Raw genomic sequence first — 20,482 nt, 5'->3', positions numbered from 1 at the left:
TGAGCATACGGTCACCAAAAGATCGCATCAGGTGACTGTGAGTCAGCGTGACGTGGGTATGTCAGGCCGTGAAGGTGAGGGAATACCCGCCATCGGACGTACTGGCCTGGCCGGGGGAGCGGCGCACCGCGGGGGACGGGCACCGGCGTGGGCGCGTCGTCGGGCCGGCTCCCCGGAGGAGGGGGAGAGCACCGACGGTGACAGCCAGCACATGCAGGAGCGAGGGGTGGACGACGGGCAACCAGTGGATGCCGTGGTTGTCGCGCCACCCGGCGGCACCGGTCAGCCAGTCCGTCAGCGTCCGTGGCAGCCATCCACCGCCACGGGTGAGGGGCGTCCGCACCCGGATCGAGTGATCGCTGGCACCGCTGTCGGAGATCGTGCCGATGGGCATGCGCGGCGGATGGATGACAGCCGTCCGTGTCGCCGGGCCCTGTCGTGTGGGGCCCTGTCGCGCCGGGTCCGCTCGCGCGGGGCCTCGTGGGGTGAAGCCGCCGCCGCTGGTGGCGGCGTCCGTGGTGGCGCTCGGGTTCGCGGGCCCCTGCCCGGCTGTGGCCACTGGCCGCCCGGCTGTTCCGGCTGTTCCGGCTGTTCCGGCTGGGCCGGCCGGCTTCGATGGTGCGCGCTGGTCGCGGTTCGTCGGCGATCGAGGCCGTGCTGTGGGCCGTGGCCTGGACGTCTGCGACACCGCCTGGGTGGAGGAGGCCCGCGGCGGTGCCGCCGCGGGCGAGGCCGCCGCGGGCGAGGCCGCGGCGGATGGAGGGCCGGCCGGCGCCGTGGTGGGCGCCCCGGACGGGGAGGCCGGTGGCTTCGTCGGGGCGCTGGTGGGTGATTGGGCCGTTCTGCTGGGGACTGGCGCCGGCGAGGTCGGCGCCGGTTTCGTCGGGGTGGCGGTGGCGGGTGGCTGGGCTGTCGCGCTGGGGGCCGGTTCGATCGGGGTCGCCGGCGCCTTCGGCGAGGGCTGTGTGCCGTTCCCGCCGCCGGGGGCGGGGGCGGGCTGGCCCGGCTGCTCTGGCTGCGGGGAGGGTGGTGGGGTACCCGCCGGCTGCTCCGCCGACGTCCATGCCACGCTGTCCGGCGGCCTGGTGAGCGCGAGCCCGGCCGCGGCGGGCGGGGCGGACACCCACGGCCTGCTGGCGGCCGGGGGCGTCGCACCGCCGCCCGGGGCAGGCGCACCGGACGGTGTCGCCATCGCGCCGGGCGGGTTCGTGCCGCCGTCAGGGGTGACCCGCATGGCGACGGCCATGACCAGGCCGGTGGTCACACCGAGCGCGATGCCGGCGGCCACGGTGATCAGCGCGAGCTGCCAGCGGCGCAGGGCGCCGGCGGCTGCGGTGCCAGGACGTCCGCCGGCGGGCGCGCCCGGGCGCTTCGCCACGCGCGGGGGCCGCAACCGGTCGGCCGTCCCGGCTCCGGCCCCAGCTCCGGCCATCGGTGGCGGCGGTGGCTGGGGGGCGACCAGGACCCGCCGGGTGACCTGGTCCGCCAGGTCGGCGCTGCCCGGGTAGTTGCGGACGATGCCGGTGACGAGCTCGACAGCGGTGGGCCGTCTGGCCGGATCCCGGTCGAGAGCGCGCCGCAGCAGCGCGGTGAGGCCATCCGGTATGCCGCTGAGGTCCGGTTTCTCCCGCAGCATACGCAGGGCGGACGCGGTGGGTGTGTCCGCCGCGAACAGGTGGCGGCCGGTCGCCGCGAACGCCACGCACATCGCCCAGGAGAAGATGTCGGCCGCGGGGCCGGCCCGTTCGCCACGGAGCTGCTCCGGGGCCATCCAGGCGACCGTCCCGATGATGTGGCCGGTCTGGGTGTGCTCGGTCGTGTCGACGGCGTGGGCGATACCGAAGTCGATGACCTTCGGGCCGTCCCAGGCGAGCAGGATGTTGGACGGTTTGAGGTCGCGGTGCACCAGCCCGGCGGCGTGGATGGCGGCAAGGGCGTCGGCGAGGCTCGCGGCGAGGTCGACGAGCATGGATCCGCTCAGCCGCCCCCGCTCGCCGATGGCTGCCGAGAGGCTCACACCGTCGACGTACTCGGTGGCCATCCACGGGCGTTCCGCGTCGACGTCGGCGTCCCGGACCTCCGCGACGAACCTGCCACGGACGCGACGCGCGGCCGCGACCTCCCGGCGGAACCGCTCCCGGAAGTCCGCGTCACCAGTCAGCTCCGGCCGGACGACCTTCACTGCCATGGGGTGGCCGTCCTCGTCGAAACCGAGGTAAACAGCGCCCATCCCGCCGGCACCCAGTCGTCCCTGGAGCCAGTATCTCCCGATTTTTCGGGGATCAGCGTCGGTCAGCGGCGCCAGCACGCCCGCTCCTCTCCTGCGACTTCCCCACCCTGGGGATCACGCTACCGAGCTGACGGGCATTATGGCTGTGAGCGCATCAACTTTCCCGAGCGGGAACAAAACCGGTCACCACGTTCAAACGTACGATTGATCACATCCTCTCGTCGTTCTCGGACCGGTGCGTGAAATTCGTGTACAGATAAAAGGCTGGCAGGTTGCCGTACCGGTTCCCGGTATCAGGAATCAGCTGGCCCGGTAGAGCCGTGCCCGTCGTGCCGCCGACAGGTCGTGGACGGCACAGCCATGTTTTTCCGGAGCGTTTGCCCCCGGCCGGGCGCGGCCGCTCCGGAAGCCGTTCGGGGAGGTCCACAACGGCCAGCTCCCCGGGGTGCGAGGCAGCGTACGGTGCGGCCGTGCCCGGGTCTGCCCGGGGTCTTCGGGGCCGTCCGGGCAAATACGTCCCGTTTCGTATTCGGAAGCCCGCGGGACTGCCCGCGGCGCCGCTTCCCACTGCCCGTCCCCGTGCTGTGACGTCGTCCGGCGGCGGTGTTTCCGGTCACCTGCCCGGCTGTGACAAAACCGGTCTGTGGCATATGCCGCACCCGGGCCGCCGCCGGCGTCCGTGGCTGCGTGGACAAGCAACGCCCGCTGTCCGGTCCCGAGCTCCATGGCGATGTCCTGCCAGCCTCGCAGGCCGCGTGGCCAGGCTGGTCGCCGGTGCCGGCCACCCCGCCACGGGGGGCCGACGGCGGTGCGTAGCGCACGGATCTCCCGGCTGCCCCTGGTGGCCACGCTGCGGACAGGACGGACCCATACGTCGGTAGAGAAAAGCATTCCTCCATACTGTTTGACTGAACCCGAAGATGGACGAACAAGGCGACGTAAGGGATGTCGGTCACGTGATGCTTTGGGGTACCCGCTGTTGTCCTCCGGCGGGCCGGCCGGCCGGTCGTTCGCCGGCGCGGACCAGCCGTCCGCGCCGAGATGGCGACGCGGCGGAGGAACAGGGTGGAGTACGGCGGCGAAGCCGCTTTGCGTCACGCGTAGTGGCGGTCGCGGCTTCCCAGTGGATCATGAGGAGCGTGATTGTACCGCTTTCGCTCGGGTGGTCCGGAAGCCGGTCCGGCAGGCCCGCTGCTCCGGCTTCCCGGCGGGCCCAAGGTTCCGCGATCATGATTCTGTTGGCCGTGGGCCCGCGGCCCGGAAGGCCTGGAAGCCGCTTCGGCGGAGTCGGCGTCCCGGGCTGCCGGAAGACCTCCGCCGGCTGACGCCGACCGTCACGGGAGCTGTCCGGGAAAGCCGGCCGGGCCGGTTGCCGGGCGTCGTCACCAAGTAATTTGGAGGGCTTTGCCCATCGGAGTACAATTTTTGTGCCGTATAGTCGGTATGAGATTTTCCGCGCCGCCGAACGGGTCCGGGCACTCGTCATGAAGGCTCGTCACGAAAGTCTCGTGATGAAGGCTCGTCACGAAGGCGTCGTCATGAAGGCGGTTTCCAGGATGACACGAACCCTGATATTTCGCCGAGCCGTCCGGACGGGCGGGTTCCGCGGTCGGCCACCCTGCCGCCGGGGGGCGACCTGATGGGGCGGGGACGGGCGGATTCCGGCCAGGCCGTCGGCCGGCCGTGGCTGCTCTACCTGACGGCCGGCGCCGCCCTCGTGATCGGATCCCGGCTGACACCCGTCCGCGATACGGGGCGGATGGCGCTCTACTGCCTGATCGGCGTGTCGTCGGTGGCGGCGTTCTTCGTCGGTGTCGCCCGGTCCGGCCCCGCGCCGCGGCTGCCCTGGCTGCTGCTGGGGGCCGGCCAGGTCGCGTACGTGACCGCCGTCATGGCCCACTGCCTGTTCTACGACGTGCTCGGCGCCACGGCTTTCCGGACCGTCTCCGATGCCTTCTTCCTGCTTCGTTACCCCTTCGCCGTGACGGGCCTGGTGCTGTTCGTCCGGTACCGCGCCCCCGGGCGTGACCTGCCTGGCCTGCTGGACGCCGGAACGCTCGCGATCGCTGTGATCATGCTGGAGTGGGTCTATCTTGTCGGGCCCTATGTCCGCGGCGGCCCCGGCCGGCTGGGTGATGCCGTCCTGTTGCTCGGGCACCCGGCGCTGGATCTCGTCCTGTTCGCGATCGGGCTCAGGCTGCTTCTCGGATCCGGCCGCCAGTCATCGGCCTTCTTCCTTCTCATGGGAAACCTTGTGGCGGTCATGACGGCGGACACGCTGTACGGCCTGCAACGGCTGAACGGCAGCTACCAGCCGGGAAACATCCTGGACGTGCTCTGGCTCGCCGGGGCGCTCGCGCTGGGCGCGGCGGCGCTGCATCCGGCAATGGCCCGTATCGCCGATCCGGCTCCGGCCGGCGACGTCGGCCTGGGCCGATGTCGCCTTGCCGTTCTGTTCGGCGCCGCCCTGGCCGCACCTGCCACAATGCTCACGCAGTACGCCCGCGGGATCACCTACGACATTCCGGTGACCGCCGTGGCATGGACCCTGATGTTCCTGTTGACGATCGCCCGGATGACGGTCCTGCTCTCCGACCAGCGTCGGCTGGCAATCACCGACGGGCTGACCGGCCTGTACACCCGCCGTTTTCTTGAGGCGGAGCTACCGATAGAGCTCGCCCGGGTACGCCGTACCGGCGGCCTGTTGGCTCTCTTCATCATAGACGTCGACCATTTCAAGGCGATCAATGACCATTACGGCCACCCGGCGGGCGACCGGGTGCTCGCCGAGATCAGCGTCCGGCTGCGCGGGACCACCCGCCCGGGTGACGTGCTCGCCCGCTACGGGGGTGAGGAGTTCGCGCTGCTGGCCCCCAACGTCCATCTGGACGAGCTCAGCACGGTCGCCGAACGGATGCGGACCAGGGTGGCCGCCAGCCCTATCACGGTGAATGCCGACACCTCGCTTTCCGCCACCGTGTCGGTGGGCGCCTGCGCCTTTCCCGCGCATGTCTCGGACCAGGCGGAGCTGGTCGGCATGGCGGACCGGGCCCTGTACAAAGCCAAGGCGCTGGGACGGGACCGCACCGTGGTATGGGACGGCGCCACATCGGCCACGGCCCCGTCCGAGGACAGGCCCGGAGACACCCCCGACACCCGGGACACCCGGGAAGCGCGGAGCACGCACGACATCCGCACCACAACCGCCTGAGGCCGTTGGCGCCGGGACCACAGGACCGTGATACCGGTGATACCCGGGAATTCCGGAAACACGGAAACACGGCGGGCCCGGGGACGCGGAGGACGCGGGAGAACCCGGCCGGGCAGGCGGCCGTCGACACGCCTTCGATCTTCTGACCGAAGCGGGTATGCGGCCACCTGCCCGGCCGTTTCGTGCCTGGTCGCGTTCGTGCCTGGTCGCGTTCGTGCCTGGTCGGGTTCGTGCCTGGTCGGGTTCGTGCCTGGTCGGGTTCGTGCCTGGTCGGGTTCGTGCCCGGCCGCGCGGTGCCCCGAGGTGAGCTTTTATCCGTACCAGTTCCGATGGCGACGCCACCGCATGACGGTGAGGACGACCGCGCCGGTCACCGCCATACCGGCCGCACCGGCCGCCACGGCCCGGGCGGCACCGGGATTGCCCGCGGCCCGGTCGCGCGTTGTCCGTACCACCTGGCCCGTGGATTCCCGGATTTTTCTGGTGCCCGCGGCGACCCGCGGGTTCTGGCCGGCCCGGTGCACCAGTTCGTCCGCGGTCTGCCCGGCCCGGTACGCGCCGGCCGAAGCCCTGTGCGCCGTCACCGATGCCCGGTGGGCCGTTGTCGACACCTTGGGCCCGAGTTCGCCCGCGTATCCGGCGAGCCGGGTACGGGCGTCGGCCGTGCCGCTGACCACCCGTTCCCGCGCGTGGGTCACGGCGACACGGGCATCCTGCGCGGTTCGTCCCGCCACCCGGCCCGGACTTACCCGTTCCGACAGCAGGCCGAGTTCTTCGGCGAGCCGGGACCGGGTCATTTCGATGTCCGTTCTGATCTTGTCCGGATTCTCGCCCATGAGCCTGCTCCCGTTCTCCTCGATGCTCACGGCCGTGCGTGCGACAGCACGGCAGTTCCCGCTCGGAGCGGAGTCCGCTCGGGCGGGAGCCACGTGTCAGCGTGGCCGTGCCGGCGGTCGGGCGTCACAGGCCCGATCTTGGAAATACCCGGGGACGGCAGGGCTAACCGGCGCGGGGCCCGATCAGTAGGCGCGGGCGACGATGCAGACCAGGCCGGGCTCGTCCGCGCTGTCCGGGAGCGTGCCGTCCGGCCGCTGGATGCAGCGGACGGTCAACGACTCCTCGGCGAGCCTGGCCTCACCGCCGTCACCGACGGCGGCCCACGGCAGGCGGGCGAAGCCCACCGACGCCGCCTCGGCCGCCTCGGCGAGGTCCGCCACGTCGCGGGTGCGGGCGTCACGGGCGGCCAGGGCCGTGTCGTACATGTTCCGCTGGACGTCGTCCAGCAGCGCGGGCACCCGGGCCAGCACGTCGTCGAGCGGTATGTTGATCTTTTCCGAGGTGTCGCGGCGGGCCAGCGTGACGCTGCCGGCGGCAAGGTCGCGCGGGCCGAGTTCGACGCGCACCGGGATGCCCTTGAGCTCGGCGTCGGTGACCCGCCGGCCGAACGACAGGCCGGGCCGGGCATCGAGCTGGACGCGCAGACCGGCGGCCCGCAGCCCCTCGATGATCCGGGAGGCCCGCTCGAGGACCGCCGCGTCGTCCCTCACAGGCAGCGCTACTACCTGGACGGGCGCCAGCCGCGGGGGTATCCGCAGCCCGTTGTCGTCACCATGCGCCATGATCAGACCGCCGATCATGCGGGTCGACGAGCCCCACGACGTCGTCCATGCCAGGTGCCGCTGGCCGTCGGCGCCCAGGAAGCCGATGTCGAAGGCGCGGGCGAAATTCTGCCCGAGCTCGTGGCTGGTCGCCATCTGCAACGCCTTGCCGTCGCCCATCATCGCCTCGAGGGTGAGGGTGTTGATGGCGCCGGCGAAGCGCTCCTTCGCCGTCTTGCGGCCGACGAGGACGGGCAGCGCGAGCACCGAGGTCATGAACTCCCGGTAGACCTCGAGGTGGATGCGGCGGGCGTAGGCGGCAGCGTCCACCTGGTCGACGTGCGCGGTGTGCCCCTCCTGCCAGAGGAACTCGCTGGTGCGCAGGAACAGCCGGGGGCGCAGTTCCCAACGCACCACGTTCGCCCACTGGTTGAGCAGCAGCGGCAGGTCGCGGTAGCTCTGCGTCCACTTCGCCATGTACTCGCCGATCACGGTCTCGCTGGTCGGGCGGACCACCACCGGCTCTTCCAGCTCCTTGCCGCCGCCGTGGGTGACGACCGCGAGCTCCGGGCTGAAGCCCTCGACGTGCTGGGCCTCCCGGCGCAGGTAGCTTTCCGGGATGAACAGCGGGAAGTAGGCGTTGACCGCCCCGGTCGCCTTGATCCGGGCGTCCACGTCGGCCTGCATCCGCTCCCAGATCGCGTAGCCGTACGGTCGGATGACCATGGTTCCCCGGACGGGGCCGTTGTCGGCCAGTTCGGCTTTGGCGAGCACGTCCTGATACCAGCGAGGGAAGTCCTCGCCGCGGGGAGAGAGTATGGCCACCCGCCCACGATATTGCCTGGCTGTCCCGTGCGGCCCACCCGCCCGGAGGCGATGTGGCCTTCCTTCACGGCCCGCACGCCCTACATGGACGGCCTGGCCAGGTCGTCGGGGCCGTCGCCACGGCCCCGGGGAGTCTCCCGGAAGACCAGTGACAGGTCGACGTCGCCGTGGAAGCTCACCAGCGCTGCCTGCGGTGGCACCAGAATCATCGCGGACGTCACGTCGGACGCGGTCGCTCCGGTGGTGAGAACGAGCTCGTGGTCGACCAGTGGGCCGCGCCGTACCGTCACCACCTCGGCGAGCGAGGCCGGCGTCGGGGCGGGCATGCCTCGGGGTTCGGGAACAGGGTCGCCGTAGGTGTCCATGTTCGGGCCTCCTCGATGCGAAGTTAGCAATCCGGCCCGATGTGTTCGCGGCCAACTGTGTGGTCCTTTTTCCGAGCAATTCAAGCCACTTACGAATTACGCTCATCGGTACCATTTACTTCTGGTCGGCCAGTTTGCCGCCGGCTGCTTGCGAAACCTTCCCTTGCTTTATAGCAAATACCGGCGGGATCGCCGGGCCCGGGGCCCCGGGCCATGACCGGCGTCCGTCCGCAAGCAGGTCGGGTGGAGGTCCTACGCGCCGGGCCAGGAGTGTTCGCCGGGCAGGGCGTACACGCCGGGCGCGACCGTGACGGCGAGGCCGTCGTCGAGCAGGCCGCGTAGCGCGCGGCCGCGCTGCACCGGCTCGTCCCACACCGCGTCGAGGGCGTCCTGGGGCACCGGGGTGGGTGACTCGCGCAGCACCGCGAGCAGCTTTCCGCGCACCTGCCGGTCGGTCCCGGCGTAGCTCTGCGCACGCCGGGCCGGACCGGTGGCGGCCGGGCTGCCCGCTCGCTGCCAGGCGCACTCCGGCCGCAGCGGGCAGGCGGCGCAGCGCGGGGTGCGTGCGACGCAGATCAGCGCGCCGAGCTCCATGAACGCGGCACTGGCCCGGGCCGCGGTTTCGGCGTCCGGGGGCAGCAGGGACTCGACCAGCTCCAGATCCCGGCGTGACACCGCGCTCCGCTGGTCGTCGCGGCCTTCGACGGCCCGGCCGACGAGCCGCCGGACGTTGACATCGATCACCGCATGGCGCTGGCGGAAGGCGAACGCGGCGACCGCCCTGGCGGTGTACGTCCCCACCCCCGGCAGCCGCAGCAGATCCTCCAGGTCGTCGGGAACCGAGCCGTGATACTTCTCGGTGATGGCCACCGCGGCCTGGTGCAGCCGCAGCGCCCGGCGCGGGTAGCCCAGGCGTCCCCACATGCGGACGGCCTCGCCGGCCGGCTCCGCGGCGAGCGCGGAGGGGGCCGGCCAGCGGTCCAGCCAGGCCCACCATGCTGGCAGCACCCGGTTCACCGGCGTCTGCTGCAGCATGATCTCGCTGACGAGAACCGCCCAGGGGCCCGCGTCCGGGTGCCGCCAGGGGAGGTCACGGGCATGGGCCGCGTACCAGCCGAGGACGGCATCGGCGAACGTCGGCACGGCCCGCGGGCCGGCCCCGGCGGTTGGAGCGGCCGCGGGATCGCAAGCCACGGCGGCCGAGGCCGCCACCGGGGCCGGGCTGGCCTGATCGGGCGCGGTGGATGCCATCTCCGCCATCCTGGCACGGCTGTCGGCCGGGCGGATCAGGGCCTGCGGCGGCTCCACCCGCGGTGCGGCGGTCGCACGTAGCGTTCCGGTTATACGTAGCGTTCTGGTTACACGTAGCGTTCGAGGATGCTGGATTCGGCGAGACGGGAGAGCCCTTCGCGGACGGCCCGCGCGCGCGCCTCGCCGACGCCCTCGACCGCCTGCAGGTCGTCCACGCCGGCGGCCAGCAGCTTCTGCAGGGTGCTGAAGTGGTCGACGAGCCTGTCCACCACCAGCCGCGGCAGCCGGGGCACCTTGGCCAGCATGCGGTAGCCACGGGGGCTGACCTGGCTGTCGAGCACGTCCGCGCCGCCGGGGAAGCCCAGCGCGCGGGCGAGCACGGTCAGGTCCAGCAGCTCCGTCGACGACATCGCGGACAGCTGCGCCAGCACCTCGGCGGCGGTACCGACCTTGCCACCGGAGGGCAGATAGTCACGGACGGTGAGTTCTCGCTCGGTCTCGACCCCCGCCATCAGCTCCTCGAGCTGGAGGGAGAGCAGCCGGCCGTCGGTTCCCAGTTCGACGACGTAGCCCTCGATCTCGTCGGCGATGCGGCGGACCATCTCCAGGCGCTGGCTGACCGATATCGCGTCACGAACGGTGACCAAATCTTCGATCTCGAGCGCGGAGAGTGTGCCGGCGACCTCGTCCAGCCGCATCTTGTAACGCTCAAGCGTGGCCAGCGCCTGGTTGGCCCGGGACAGGATCGCGGCCGACTCGTCGAGGACGTAACGCCGGCCCGCCACGTACAGCGCGATGATGCGCATCGACTGGCTGACCGAGATCACCGGGTACCCGCTCTGCTTGGCGACCCGTTCGGCGGTGCGGTGCCGGGTGCCGTACTCCTCAGTGAAGATCGTCGGGTCGGGCACCAGGTGGACGGCCGCGCGCACGATCCGCTGGAGATCGGACGACAGGACGATCGCGCCGTCCATCTTCGCCAGTTCCCGCAGCCGGGTGGCGGAGAACTCGACGTCCAGCTCGAAACCGCCCGTGCAGATGCCTTCGACCGCCTTGTCGTGACCAAGTACGATCAGGGCACCGGTGTGGCCGCGCAGGATGCGCTCGAGCCCGTCCCGGAAAGGGGTACCGGGGGCGACAGTGGCCAGTGTCGCCCGGAAGGTGTCATCCCCGGGTGATCCTGCCATCTGGCTCCCTCTGTGTCGGGGTGTCCCGCCCTGGTCATGGTATCGGGCCGGCTGCTTTGCCATGCCGCTCCTGCGTTGTTGTAGCGGTGTTTTCACCGAATGTGCTTTTCATTCGCTCGCGCCGTACATGTGCCGTATCGCCTGGCCCAGGTCGGAAACCTCGATCGTCGTCATGTACTCGGGTGCCGGGCCGGCGTCCGGGGGTACCAGCGCCCGCCGGAAGCCGAGCCTGAAGGCCGCGGTCAGGCGCCGGCGGACCGCGCCCACCGAGCGGACCTCACCGGCCAGGCCGACCTCGCCGACCGCTATCAGGTCCCCGGGGATGGGGCGGTCCTCGACACTGCTGATCGTGGCCAGCGCGATCGCCAGGTCGGCGGCCGGCTCGGCGAGCCGGACACCGCCGACGGTCGCCGCGTAGACGTCCGACTTCCCCAGCTGGACGCGGCCACGGCGTTCCACGACGGCGAGGATCATCGCGACCCGCGCCGAGTCCAGCCCGGAGACCGCCCGGCGCGGCACGGCCGCGGCCGAGCTCGCCACCAGCGCCTGCACCTCGGCCACCAGCGGCCGGCGGCCCTCGACCGTGACCGTCACGCAGGTACCCGCCACACCGTCCATCGGCCCGCCGTCGTGCCAGCGGGACAGGAACAGCCCGCTGGGGTCGGCGACCCCGCGGATGCCGCCGTCGCCCATCTCGAAACAGCCGACCTCGTCGGACGGGCCGAAACGGTTCTTGCTCGCCCGGACCAGGCGCAGGGACGAGTGGCGCTCGCCCTCGAAGTGCAGGACGACGTCCACGAGGTGCTCGAGCAGGCGAGGCCCGGCAACGGTGCCGTCCTTGGTCACGTGGCCGACGATGACGGTGGCCATGTCCAGCGCCTTCGCCGCCCGGATCAGCGCCGCGGTCACCTCACGGACCTGGGTGACCCCGCCGGCGGCGCCTTCCGCCGCGGCGGTGGTGATGGTCTGTACCGAGTCGACGACCAGCAGTTCAGGGCGAACTTCGTCGACGTGGGTGAGAAGGGCTTCCAGGTCGGTCTCGGCGGCTATCCACAGCTCCGGGTGCACCGCCCCGGTGCGGCCCGCCCGCAGCCGCACCTGCGCGGCCGACTCCTCACCGGTGACCACCAGCGCCCGCGCGCCGGAGGTGGCGCTACGGGCGGCGACCTCAAGCAGCAGCGTGGACTTGCCCACACCCGGCTCCCCGGCCAGCAGGACGACCGCCCCGGGCACGAACCCGCCGCCGAGCACCCGGTCGAGCTCGGTGACGCCGGTCGGACGGCTGCGGGCCGTGGTGATGTCGACATCCGGCATCGGGCGCGCGGGCGCCGTGACCACCGCGGCGGGCCGCGCCGCCAGGCCGCGGCCGCTGACCCGGTGGGCCGTGCGGGCGGGGGGAACCTGTGCCTCGACCGTCCCCCACGCCTGGCAGCGCGGACAGCGACCGGTCCACTTGACGGCCTCCGCACCGCATCCGCTGCACCGGAAGCCGCCCGAGGCGATACGGGAGCCGGCAGGGCCTGGGGTGCTCGGTCGGGGAACGGGAGGCCGAGAGGACATGGCCCGCACCGTATAGGCATGCTCCGACAACTACTACGGGGCGGTGGATAATCGACATTGTCAGCTGGACGACAACGATTATGTTGATCTGTCCCAACGGATCATAATGATCGCTTTTGCCTGGTCGCGGAGCGGAGCCGGCGGACGCTGTCCGGCCTTGACGCCGGCCCGGCGCGGCTCCACGGTAACGAGGCCGTCCAGGCCGCCCGGTCAGTGCGCCCGGTCGGCGGAGGCCACGGCGCGCGGCGCGGGCGTCGTGCCGCCCTGCGCGGGCGGGGTCGTCACCGCGGCCGTCGGCTGCGCGGACGCCCCGGGAGCGGCCGGCTCCACCGGGACGTTCAGGGTGACGCTGCCGGCCTTGGCGAACGTGAACGTGACCGGGACCGCCTGCCCGACGAGCAGTTCGCGGTTAAGCCCCGTCAGGGTCGGGGCGCTGCCGTTGGCGATGTAGATGACGCCGCCGCCGGGCTTCAGGACCGCCGACGCGGGTGCTACGCCACCGTTGGCCGCGTCGGAACTGACCTGGATGATCTGGTCCTCCTGGGTCCCCCCGTTGAAGAAGGCCGAAACCACCTGGGCGTCCGCGCCCCTGGCCGCCGGCCCGGCCACGTAGACGTTGCGCAGCGAGATGGTGCCGACGGCGCCGGAGACCGTGTTCGTGGTCGTGCGCGCCTGTGACGTCAGCGCGTCGCTGCCGGCCGCGCAGGCGGAGAGCGCGGCCGTGCCGGTCAGCGATGTGGCGGCCACCAGCAAGGCGGTCGCGGTACGCACGCGCGGGCGGTGGCTCACGAGTCGGCTGCTCCTCGGTGCGGAGCCGACGGTCGTCACGTCGGTCTCGGTTGACCCCGTCGCCGGACCGGCGGACGGGGCGGGCACGGTCCCAACCCCAGGACGCACATTCGCACAGAACTCGCATACGTGCAGAGTTCGACCGCGGACCACATGTTAGTGCAGGTCCTCCGGTGGCGCGGTGAACCAGCCGCGGGACGCCGCCGCGCGGCGGGCGCGACCGGGCCGGGCCGGGATGAGCCGCGGGCCGGACGGGCCAGACGGGCCAGGGCCAGACGGGCCAGAGTGGTGAGGGAGGCCTATCGGCCCGGCAACGCCCCCAGCCATCCCTCCAGGCGGTCACCGACGGTGAAGGTGCGTGGCGGGTGCACCAGGCGGCCGTCCATGGCGACGAGCAGCAGGGTCGGCTGCCGGGGATCGGCCCGGTACAGCCGGGACAGGGAGGCGCCCGGGTCGTTGTAGCCGACGGCGAGCCCCGCGGCCGCGTCCGGCTGGCGGACGAGCCGCTCCAGCGAGGGGTCGTCGGTCCACGGCGCCACGAGGTAGGTCGGTATCGGCCGGCCCTCCCGGGTCTGGCTCACGATCTCGTGGATGGCCCGCGGGCACTCGCACGCCACCGGCAGCAGCACGATCAGCGCCGGTCGCAGGTCGGTGGCGGGACGGGAGGTGCGGGCGGTACTGAGCGGGACGTCGGGCAGCAGCCCACCGACCGCGCCCGGCAGCACGCTCGTGGACGCGAGCGGGACCGCGCCCCGCGGCGCGAGCGGCCGCGGATGCGCGAGGACGAGCGGCACCATCGCGCCCAGCGCTGCGAGGACGATGACGATCAGCGCGACGACGGCTCCGGAGGTGTGGCGGGACCGCCCGGCCGGCGCCTCCCGCTGGGCACGTCGGTCGAGCCGCTCGAGCAGGTCGGGCCGGTGACGCCGGCCGCGCCGGGCGCGCAGGCGCCGCAGGCCCGGGACCAGCCGGTCGACGCGCTCCCGCCGCCGTCGCGACCGCAGCTCGGCCTGGTAGGTGGCCACCTCGGCGTCGAGTTCGCTCAGATCGTCGGGGATCAGGACGTCGACCGGGGGAAGCTCATCCCAGCGCTGATACGGAAGATGGGCATGCTGGTCGTCCTCGTGGCGGGGACCGTTTCCGTCGTCCCCGGAGGCGGGTGGCGGCGGCGGTGTGACGTGCACCCCTCCATCGTGGCTGATGGACGGCCCATGTGCCGGGTGGTATAGGAAGCTGGTGCCGTGTCAACAGGGCGGACGCCGGTGGGCCGGGCGTCGTCCAGGGGAGCCTCCTCGCGAGGCGGCGTCATCCGCGGTGGCGCGGCCGTTCTCCCGCGATCACGATGTTGGTCACAGTGTCGATCAGGGCGTTACGGGGTAGCGGGAAGCACAGCAACAACATCCGGGCGAGCTGCCCATGCTGGTGGCCATTGCCTGTTTCGCCTGGTCCGGAGCGTTGCCGGGGCGCTCTGGACGCGTCACCGGGACGTCCGGTCGGGCCGTCGCCGACCTGTTCCACAAGCACGCGTCTGACCTGCGTCGATGCACGCGTGTTACCCTGGTGAAGGCGGAAGGGGCACTTGACACATGGCGTTCCAAGTCGGCGAGACCGTTGTTTACCCACATCACGGTGCTGCTCTCATAGACGCGATTGAAACACGCGTCATCAAGGGCGAGGAAAAGCTCTATCTCGTGCTCAAGGTCGCTCAGGGTGACCTCACTGTGCGCGTCCCCGCAGACAACGTCGGGATGGTCGGTGTCCGTGATGTGGTCGGCCAGGACGGCCTTGAGCGGGTGTTCGAGGTCCTGCGGGCCCCGCACACCGAGGAGCCGACCAACTGGTCGCGGCGTTACAAGGCGAATCTCGAGAAGCTCGCCTCGGGTGACGTGAACAAGGTCGCCGAGGTCGTTCGTGATCTCTGGCGTCGTGATCGCGAAAGGGGGCTGTCCGCTGGTGAGAAGCGCATGCTGAGCAAGGCGCGTCAGATTCTGGTCAGCGAGCTGGCGTTGGCCGAGGGCACCAACGAGGACAAAGCCGAGGCGATGCTCGACGAGGTGCTGGCGGGTTAGTCGCGGCGGCGGATACTCCGGATAGCCAACGCGTCCGAATCCATTTGACGCTTTTTATGCATATGTCTGATCGTGTAGCCGCGGTCGTGCCGGCAGCCGGCCGCGGCGAACGTCTTGGTGGAGCCGTACCCAAGGCGCTTCGTTCGTTGGCCGGCCGTTCCCTCGTCCAGCACGCGGTCGAGTCACTGACCTCCGCGGCCCTGGTCGACCAGGTGGTCGTCGCAGCTCCGGCCGCGGAGCTGGACGTGTTCGAGGCACTGCTCGGGCCCGGCGTGCGGGTGATCGCTGGTGGCGCCGAACGGATCGACTCCGTGCGGGCCGCCATCGCGGTACTCGACGAGACGGTGGGGGTCGTCCTCGTGCACGACGCGGCCCGTCCGCTGACGCCACCGGCGCTTGTCGACGCGGTCGCGTCAGCGGTCCTGGCCGGAGCGCCCGCGGTCATCCCGGTGCTCGCGGTCAACGACACCATCAAGCAGATCGACGAGACCGGCCGGGTCGTGCGGACGGTGCCGCGCGACGTCCTGCGCGCGGTACAGACCCCACAGGGATTCCGCCGGGACGTGCTGGACGACGCCTACCGGCTCAGCGCGACGCTGCCTCCCGATATGGCGATCACTGATGACGCGGGGCTGGTCGAGGCGCTCGGCGTGGCCGTGACGACCGTTCCCGGCTCCCAGGAGGCGTTCAAGGTGACCAGGCCCGCCGACCTGATTCTCGCCGAGGCACTGCTCGCGCACCGTTAGGCCGATGTTCGGTCGTGTGTTCGGTCGTGCGGCCGTCCGGGCGCTGTCCGCGCGAGCGAACACCAGCCAGACAGGTCCTGGCGCGGTGACTATCTGCCCGCGCCGGGTCCCTGGCGACGCGGTGGTCGTTGCGCTGCCGCTGCCGGCGGAACGCGAGCGCCGCTGGAACGGTGTTCAGGCCGCGGACCCTCTGGTCCGTCTGACGGCCGGCTCCTTCTCCCTGAGCCCCCTTGAGCGATGTGCTCCTTGAGTGACGTGTGAGTGGTGACGTGTGAGTGAGGTGAGGGATCTGTCCGGACTGCCCCGGGTCGGGCTCGGTGTCGACGTCCACCCGTTCGCGGAGGGCCGCCCCTGCTGGGTGGCCGGCATTCTCTGGCCCGGCGAGACCGGGCTCGACGGTCATTCAGATGGTGACGTCGCCGCGCACGCGTCCTGTGACGCACTGCTGACCGCGTCCGGGCTTGGAGATCTTGGCTCGGTCTTCGGTACCGGCCGGCCGGAATGGGCCGGCGCGGCCGGAGTGGCCCTGCTGGGTGAGACGGCGAGGCTGTTGGCCGAGGCGGGCTGGACGATCGGCAACGTCGCCGTGCAGATCGTGGGCAACCGGCCGCGCCTGGCCGGCCGGCGGGTGGAGGCGCAGGAGGTCCTGACGGCGGCGGTGGGCGCGCCGGTGAGCGTGTCCGCGACCACCACCGACGGCCTCGGGCTGACCGGCCGGGGCGAAGGGCTCGCGGCGATCGCCACCGCCCTCGTCGTCCGCGTCTGAACAGTCGTCCGCGTCTGAACAGGGGATATATCCGGGAGTGCCGCGGGCGCGACACGAGCTGTCCGGTTGTCATGCCTGATTGGCATGACAACCGGACAGCCGTCGACCGGATGACAGGGTGGGAAAGCGACAGGAGCGGCAGAGGAGCCTGATGTCGTCATATCTGCCCGAGAAGGTCAAGAAGCTCGCGGATTCCCCGACCTACGTGACGCTTGCGACGATCCGGCCGGACGGGTCTCCGCGCATGACTGTGTTGTGGATTGATCGTGATGGTGATGAGCTTCTGTTGTCCACAATCCGGGGCCGTGCCAAGGAGCGGGATATCGCGCGGGATCCGCGGGTGGGAATCATGTTCCTCGACCAGCGGGATCCCTATGGATACGTGGAGGTCCGGGGGCGGGCCACGCTGTCGGAAGAGGGGGGCCGCGAGCTGATCGACGCCCTCGCGCTGAAGTACACCGGTGACGAGACGTATCGCTGGGACGCGCCCGAAGTGACGCGGATCGTCATCCGCGTCACCGTCGAACGGGTGTTCACCACCGGTTGACGGTGACGGCCCGGTATGTGGCCTGCTGTGCGGCCTGGCATCCCGGCGGCCTGGCGTCCCGCTGCATGGCCTAGCATATCGCCGGGTGCGGTGAAACTCCCAGGGTTCGCCGTTGTGGCTTGTGTTCTTCCGTTGTTACCTACTGTGCATCATGCGGTGCGTTATACCGTGCGCACTACTGTGCATGGCCCGTTCCGCCTACCACGTTCCGGGCCGCGCGCATCCGGCTTCGGCCCTCTACCGGAGTCGGATTTCGTACATGTTGCGGGCTGTTCATGGAACGGAGTCGTGTCTGACACGGGTGGCGAGGGATCCCGCGGGGGGCCGCGCCGTACTCTTGACAGATGGGACTCCACATCTACGACACGCGCACCCGGCGCCTGCGGCTGTTCGAGCCGCTGCGCCCCGGTTACGTGGGCGTGTATGTCTGTGGGCCCACCGTCCAGTCCTCGCCGCACGTCGGGCACATCCGTACCGCCGTCGCCTTCGACCTGCTCCGCCGGTGGCTCGTCACGTCCGGGCTTGAGGTGACCTTCGTACAGAACGTCACCGACATCGACGACAAGATCATAATTAACGCCAGCCGGGCCGGCGAGAGCGTGTGGGAGCTGGCCACCCGTCAGACCCGGGCCTTCGACGACGCCTATCGCGCGGTCGGTGTCCTGCCGCCCACGATCCAGCCGCGGGCCACCGGGCACATCCCGGAGATGCTGGCGCTCATCGGCAGGCTGGTGGACACCGGCTATGCCTACCGCGGCGGCGACTCGGTATGGTTCCGGGTCTCCCGCTTCGCCGGCTATGGCGAGCTGTCCCACCAGCGTCCGGAAGCGGTCCAGGCCTCACCGGAGTGCGATGAGGGCAAGGCCGATCCCCGTGACTTCGCGCTCTGGAAGGGTGTGAAGCCCGGCGAGCCGTTCTGGGAGTCGCCGTGGGGGCGCGGCCGGCCGGGCTGGCACATCGAGTGCTCGGCAATGGCCGGCAAGTACCTCGGGGAGGTCTTCGACATCCACGGGGGCGGCCTCGACCTGATCTTCCCGCACCACGAGAACGAGCGTGCGCAGTCGGCCAGCGCGGCCCACTCCCACGGGGGCGCGCCGCAGATGGCCCGTTACTGGATGCACGTCGGTCTGCTGACCACCGGCGGCACCAAGATGTCGAAGTCGTTGGGCAACTCTTTCCTGGTCAGCGACGCGTTCGAGCAGGTCAGGCCACAGGTGCTGCGTTACCACCTGCTGTCGGCGCACTACCGGTCGTCGCTGGAGTACAGCTCGGAAGGGCTGGCCGAGTCGGCGGCGGCTCACGACCGGATCGAGACGTTCGTCCGTAACGCGCTCGACATCCTGGGCGGGCCGGACGAGGCCGCGGCGCTGGCGGCCGAATGCGCCACGAACCCGCGCCGGGATCCCGTCGGCCAGAGCCAGAGCCAGCTGAAGGGTGGCATCCGCCAGAGCGCCCGCCCGGGCGGGTGGGGCGGGACGGTGGCCACCGCTGCCGCACATGCTTTCTCGGCCGGCGACCCGGCCGAGGTGAGCAGCCCGGCACAGGCGTGGGCGGCCTTCGCGGCCGCCCTGGACGACGACCTTGCGATCTCCCGGGCGCTGGCTGTCCTCTTCAGCGCGGTCAGCCGCGGGAACCAGGTGCTGTCCAAGGCGCGGCGTCGGGAGCTTGCCGGTTGGGTCGACGTCGTGCGCAGGATGCTGGTCGTTCTCGGGCTCGACCCGGTCAGCCAGTGGCCAGCGGCCGGTTCCGAGCTGCGGCCGGCGCTCAACGGCGTCATGGAGATCGTTCTTGATCTGCGGTCGGCCGCGCGTGCCCGACGGGACTACACCGAGGCGGACGAGATTCGCTCCCGGCTGGCCGCCGGTGGCCTCATCGTCGAGGACACGCCCGAAGGGCAGCGCTGGCACCTGGCGTAGGGATACCGGCCAACCCGGCCGGCCCGGCCGGCAGCCGGCACTCCCCAGGCGGCCGGGTCACGCGGGCAGCCTCGCACGTCCGCGCGCGGGGCCTCGCCGCCGGAGCAGGCCGTTGTGTCGGCTCGCGCGTCCGCGTGCGAGGCCTGCGTGAGACCTGATTCGGGTGAGTCCGTCGTCCGGTGCGCTTTTCGTCCTGGTGGGCGTACCGGACGACGGACCCATTCGGATCTTCTCCGCTGGCCGGTGCCAGTGGCCGCTGCCAGCGGTGGCTCCCGGGAACGGTCGTTACCGGGAACAGCGGTTACCGGGAACGGATCGTGACTCTGGTCCAGGCTCCGAGATACACCCGGTCGCCGTGGCGCAGCGGTACCGGCTGGCCTGGCGGGATCGGGTTCGGCTCGTCGTTGATCCGGGTGCCGTTCGTTGATCCCGGGTCGAGCACGGCGTAGCTGCCGTCCGGCAGGAGCTCGAGCATGGCGTGCGCGCGTGAGATGCCCGGGTCCTCGGGGGCGCCGGCCAGGTCGATCTCCGGATGGATGCCGCGGGACTCGCTGCGCCGCCCGATCAGCAGCCGGGGGCCGTTGAGCGCGAACACCCGCCGTGGGTAGATCGTCGGGAACGGGACCCGGTGGTCGTCACCGCTGTCGTAGTACTCCCGCTCGGCCTCGACGACCACGTCCCAGCCGGTGGTCTGGACCGGCAGTGGCCCGCTGGGGCCGGAACGCTCCGCCGAGGCGGGCGCGGGATGCTCCAGCAGGACAAGATCGAAGCCGCACACCTCGCAGAAGCGGGCGCCCACCTCGTTCGGGTTGTGGCAGCTCGGGCAGGCGGCATAGCCGTCGATCGGCTCCCGGGCGGCCTCCCGCGCCGGACGCTCGAAGCCAGCCTGGTTCGGCGGGGGCCGGTGGTAGTCGGTGGCCGCTGCTCCCGTCGAGGGGCGGGCGGCGGCGCCGCGGTCGAGGCCGTACGGGTCGTCGACACCGCCCGTGCCGGGCGCGGAGGGCGCGGGGGAGCGGTACGGGTCGGCCTGCTCGTAGCCCCACAGGTCGGCCCGGTACGGCTCGTCGGGAGGCTCGCCGCGAGGGTCTCGGTAGGGGTCGGGCGGGTAGCTGTCCGCGCTGTAGCCGCCTGGGGCGTAGGGGTCGGGCGGATAGCCGCTGGCGGCGTATCTCTCCTGGCCGTACGGGTCACGGCCGTACCCGCTGGCCCCGTACCCGCCGGCCCCGTATCCATCGGCGCCGTACCCGTCGGCGGGGCGGCCGGCGGCGGGGCGACCGGGGGAGTCGTAGCCGTCCTGGGCATAGCCGTCCCGTCCGAACGGGTCGCCCGGCAGCGACGCGCTCGGGCCCGGCTGTCCCGGGCCGGCCGGCAGCGGCCCGGCGCCTTCGGCCGGCCGCCGGCCGTAGGGCGGCTCCCCGGGGG

General features: G+C 71.5%; 16 protein-coding genes. 6 read left to right on the top strand and 10 right to left on the bottom strand.

The genetic code is table 11. From position 1 onward, the window contains the following. Nucleotides 1-61: 61 nt before the first annotated feature. Nucleotides 62-2,308, bottom strand: a complete 2,247-nt coding sequence (locus NBX02_RS21685) for a serine/threonine-protein kinase (RefSeq protein WP_250292828.1) — start codon at nucleotides 2,306-2,308, stop codon at nucleotides 62-64. 1,561 nt (nucleotides 2,309-3,869) lie between these two features. Here NBX02_RS21685 and NBX02_RS21680 point away from each other — a divergent pair. After that, a complete protein-coding gene (locus NBX02_RS21680; protein WP_250284423.1) occupies nucleotides 3,870-5,441 on the top strand; it encodes a GGDEF domain-containing protein in 1,572 nt (523 codons plus the stop codon). A 311-nt stretch (nucleotides 5,442-5,752) separates the two neighbouring features. Here the strand turns inward: NBX02_RS21680 and NBX02_RS21675 are convergent, their stop codons facing one another. The 8 genes from NBX02_RS21675 to NBX02_RS21640 form a co-directional block, all read right to left on the bottom strand. Continuing rightward, nucleotides 5,753-6,307 (bottom strand): DUF3618 domain-containing protein, encoded by a 555-nt coding sequence (locus NBX02_RS21675; protein WP_250292825.1) that lies wholly within the window; start codon nucleotides 6,305-6,307, stop codon nucleotides 5,753-5,755. Nucleotides 6,308-6,460: 153 nt separating this feature from the next. Beyond that, a complete protein-coding gene (gene proS / locus NBX02_RS21670; RefSeq protein WP_250284421.1) occupies nucleotides 6,461-7,864 on the bottom strand; it encodes a proline--tRNA ligase in 1,404 nt (467 codons plus the stop codon). Between the two features lie 80 nt (nucleotides 7,865-7,944). Beyond that, a complete protein-coding gene (locus NBX02_RS21665) occupies nucleotides 7,945-8,229 on the bottom strand; it encodes a hypothetical protein (protein WP_250284420.1) in 285 nt (94 codons plus the stop codon). Between the two features lie 252 nt (nucleotides 8,230-8,481). Beyond that, entirely contained in the window at nucleotides 8,482-9,489 is a 1,008-nt protein-coding gene (locus NBX02_RS21660; RefSeq protein WP_445548575.1) for an A/G-specific adenine glycosylase, read from the bottom strand. Between the two features lie 98 nt (nucleotides 9,490-9,587). Beyond that, nucleotides 9,588-10,667, bottom strand: a complete 1,080-nt coding sequence (gene disA, locus NBX02_RS21655) for a DNA integrity scanning diadenylate cyclase DisA (RefSeq protein WP_250284418.1) — start codon at nucleotides 10,665-10,667, stop codon at nucleotides 9,588-9,590. Between the two features lie 108 nt (nucleotides 10,668-10,775). Then, entirely contained in the window at nucleotides 10,776-12,227 is a 1,452-nt protein-coding gene (gene radA / locus NBX02_RS21650) for a DNA repair protein RadA (RefSeq protein WP_250284417.1), read from the bottom strand. Nucleotides 12,228-12,437: 210 nt separating this feature from the next. Then, nucleotides 12,438-13,016: a hypothetical protein gene (locus tag NBX02_RS21645; protein ID WP_250285422.1), complete on the bottom strand. Its 579-nt coding sequence runs from the start codon at nucleotides 13,014-13,016 to the stop codon at nucleotides 12,438-12,440. Between the two features lie 299 nt (nucleotides 13,017-13,315). Further along, a complete protein-coding gene (locus tag NBX02_RS21640) occupies nucleotides 13,316-14,200 on the bottom strand; it encodes a hypothetical protein (RefSeq protein WP_250292822.1) in 885 nt (294 codons plus the stop codon). Nucleotides 14,201-14,602: 402 nt separating this feature from the next. Between NBX02_RS21640 and NBX02_RS21635 the strand changes: the two genes are divergently transcribed. From NBX02_RS21635 to cysS, 5 genes are all read left to right on the top strand, one after another. Continuing rightward, nucleotides 14,603-15,085, top strand: coding sequence for a CarD family transcriptional regulator (locus tag NBX02_RS21635; RefSeq protein ID WP_006545253.1), 483 nt, complete (start codon nucleotides 14,603-14,605; stop codon nucleotides 15,083-15,085). A gap of 62 nt (nucleotides 15,086-15,147) precedes the next feature. Beyond that, nucleotides 15,148-15,831, top strand: a complete 684-nt coding sequence (gene ispD / locus NBX02_RS21630; protein ID WP_250292820.1) for a 2-C-methyl-D-erythritol 4-phosphate cytidylyltransferase — start codon at nucleotides 15,148-15,150, stop codon at nucleotides 15,829-15,831. Nucleotides 15,832-16,102: 271 nt separating this feature from the next. Beyond that, nucleotides 16,103-16,597: a 2-C-methyl-D-erythritol 2,4-cyclodiphosphate synthase gene (gene ispF, locus NBX02_RS21625; protein ID WP_250285426.1), complete on the top strand. Its 495-nt coding sequence runs from the start codon at nucleotides 16,103-16,105 to the stop codon at nucleotides 16,595-16,597. Nucleotides 16,598-16,748: 151 nt separating this feature from the next. Then, nucleotides 16,749-17,144, top strand: coding sequence for a PPOX class F420-dependent oxidoreductase (locus NBX02_RS21620; RefSeq protein ID WP_250285427.1), 396 nt, complete (start codon nucleotides 16,749-16,751; stop codon nucleotides 17,142-17,144). 344 nt (nucleotides 17,145-17,488) lie between these two features. Next, a complete protein-coding gene (cysS, locus tag NBX02_RS21615; protein ID WP_250285429.1) occupies nucleotides 17,489-19,060 on the top strand; it encodes a cysteine--tRNA ligase in 1,572 nt (523 codons plus the stop codon). Nucleotides 19,061-19,361: 301 nt separating this feature from the next. On the opposite strand, the gene NBX02_RS21610 is transcribed toward cysS, so the two are convergent. Further along, on the bottom strand, nucleotides 19,362-20,482 hold a 1,121-nt coding region (locus NBX02_RS21610; RefSeq protein ID WP_250292818.1), incomplete at its 5' end, for an FHA domain-containing protein.

This window comes from Protofrankia sp. CiP1_Cm_nod1 (assembly GCF_920888515.1).
Lineage (GTDB): Bacteria > Actinomycetota > Actinomycetes > Frankiales > Frankiaceae > Protofrankia.
Note: the sequence above shows the minus strand (reverse complement) of the source record. Positions and strands in the feature narration are given on the sequence as shown.

Bases quoted from the DNA above. Each gene is read 5' to 3' on its own strand.
- NBX02_RS21665 (WP_250284420.1), bottom strand. From the start codon at position 8,229: ATGGACACCTACGGCGACCCTGTTCCCGAACCCCGAGGCATGCCCGCC.
- disA (WP_250284418.1), bottom strand. From the start codon at position 10,667: ATGGCAGGATCACCCGGGGATGACACCTTCCGGGCGACACTGGCCACT.
- NBX02_RS21660 (WP_445548575.1), bottom strand. From the start codon at position 9,489: ATGGCGGAGATGGCATCCACCGCGCCCGATCAGGCCAGCCCGGCCCCG.
- ispD (WP_250292820.1), top strand. From the start codon at position 15,148: ATGTCTGATCGTGTAGCCGCGGTCGTGCCGGCAGCCGGCCGCGGCGAA.
- NBX02_RS21620 (WP_250285427.1), top strand. From the start codon at position 16,749: ATGTCGTCATATCTGCCCGAGAAGGTCAAGAAGCTCGCGGATTCCCCG.
- NBX02_RS21635 (WP_006545253.1), top strand. From the start codon at position 14,603: ATGGCGTTCCAAGTCGGCGAGACCGTTGTTTACCCACATCACGGTGCT.
- NBX02_RS21680 (WP_250284423.1), top strand. From the start codon at position 3,870: ATGGGGCGGGGACGGGCGGATTCCGGCCAGGCCGTCGGCCGGCCGTGG.
- cysS (WP_250285429.1), top strand. From the start codon at position 17,489: ATGGGACTCCACATCTACGACACGCGCACCCGGCGCCTGCGGCTGTTC.
- radA (WP_250284417.1), bottom strand. From the start codon at position 12,227: ATGTCCTCTCGGCCTCCCGTTCCCCGACCGAGCACCCCAGGCCCTGCC.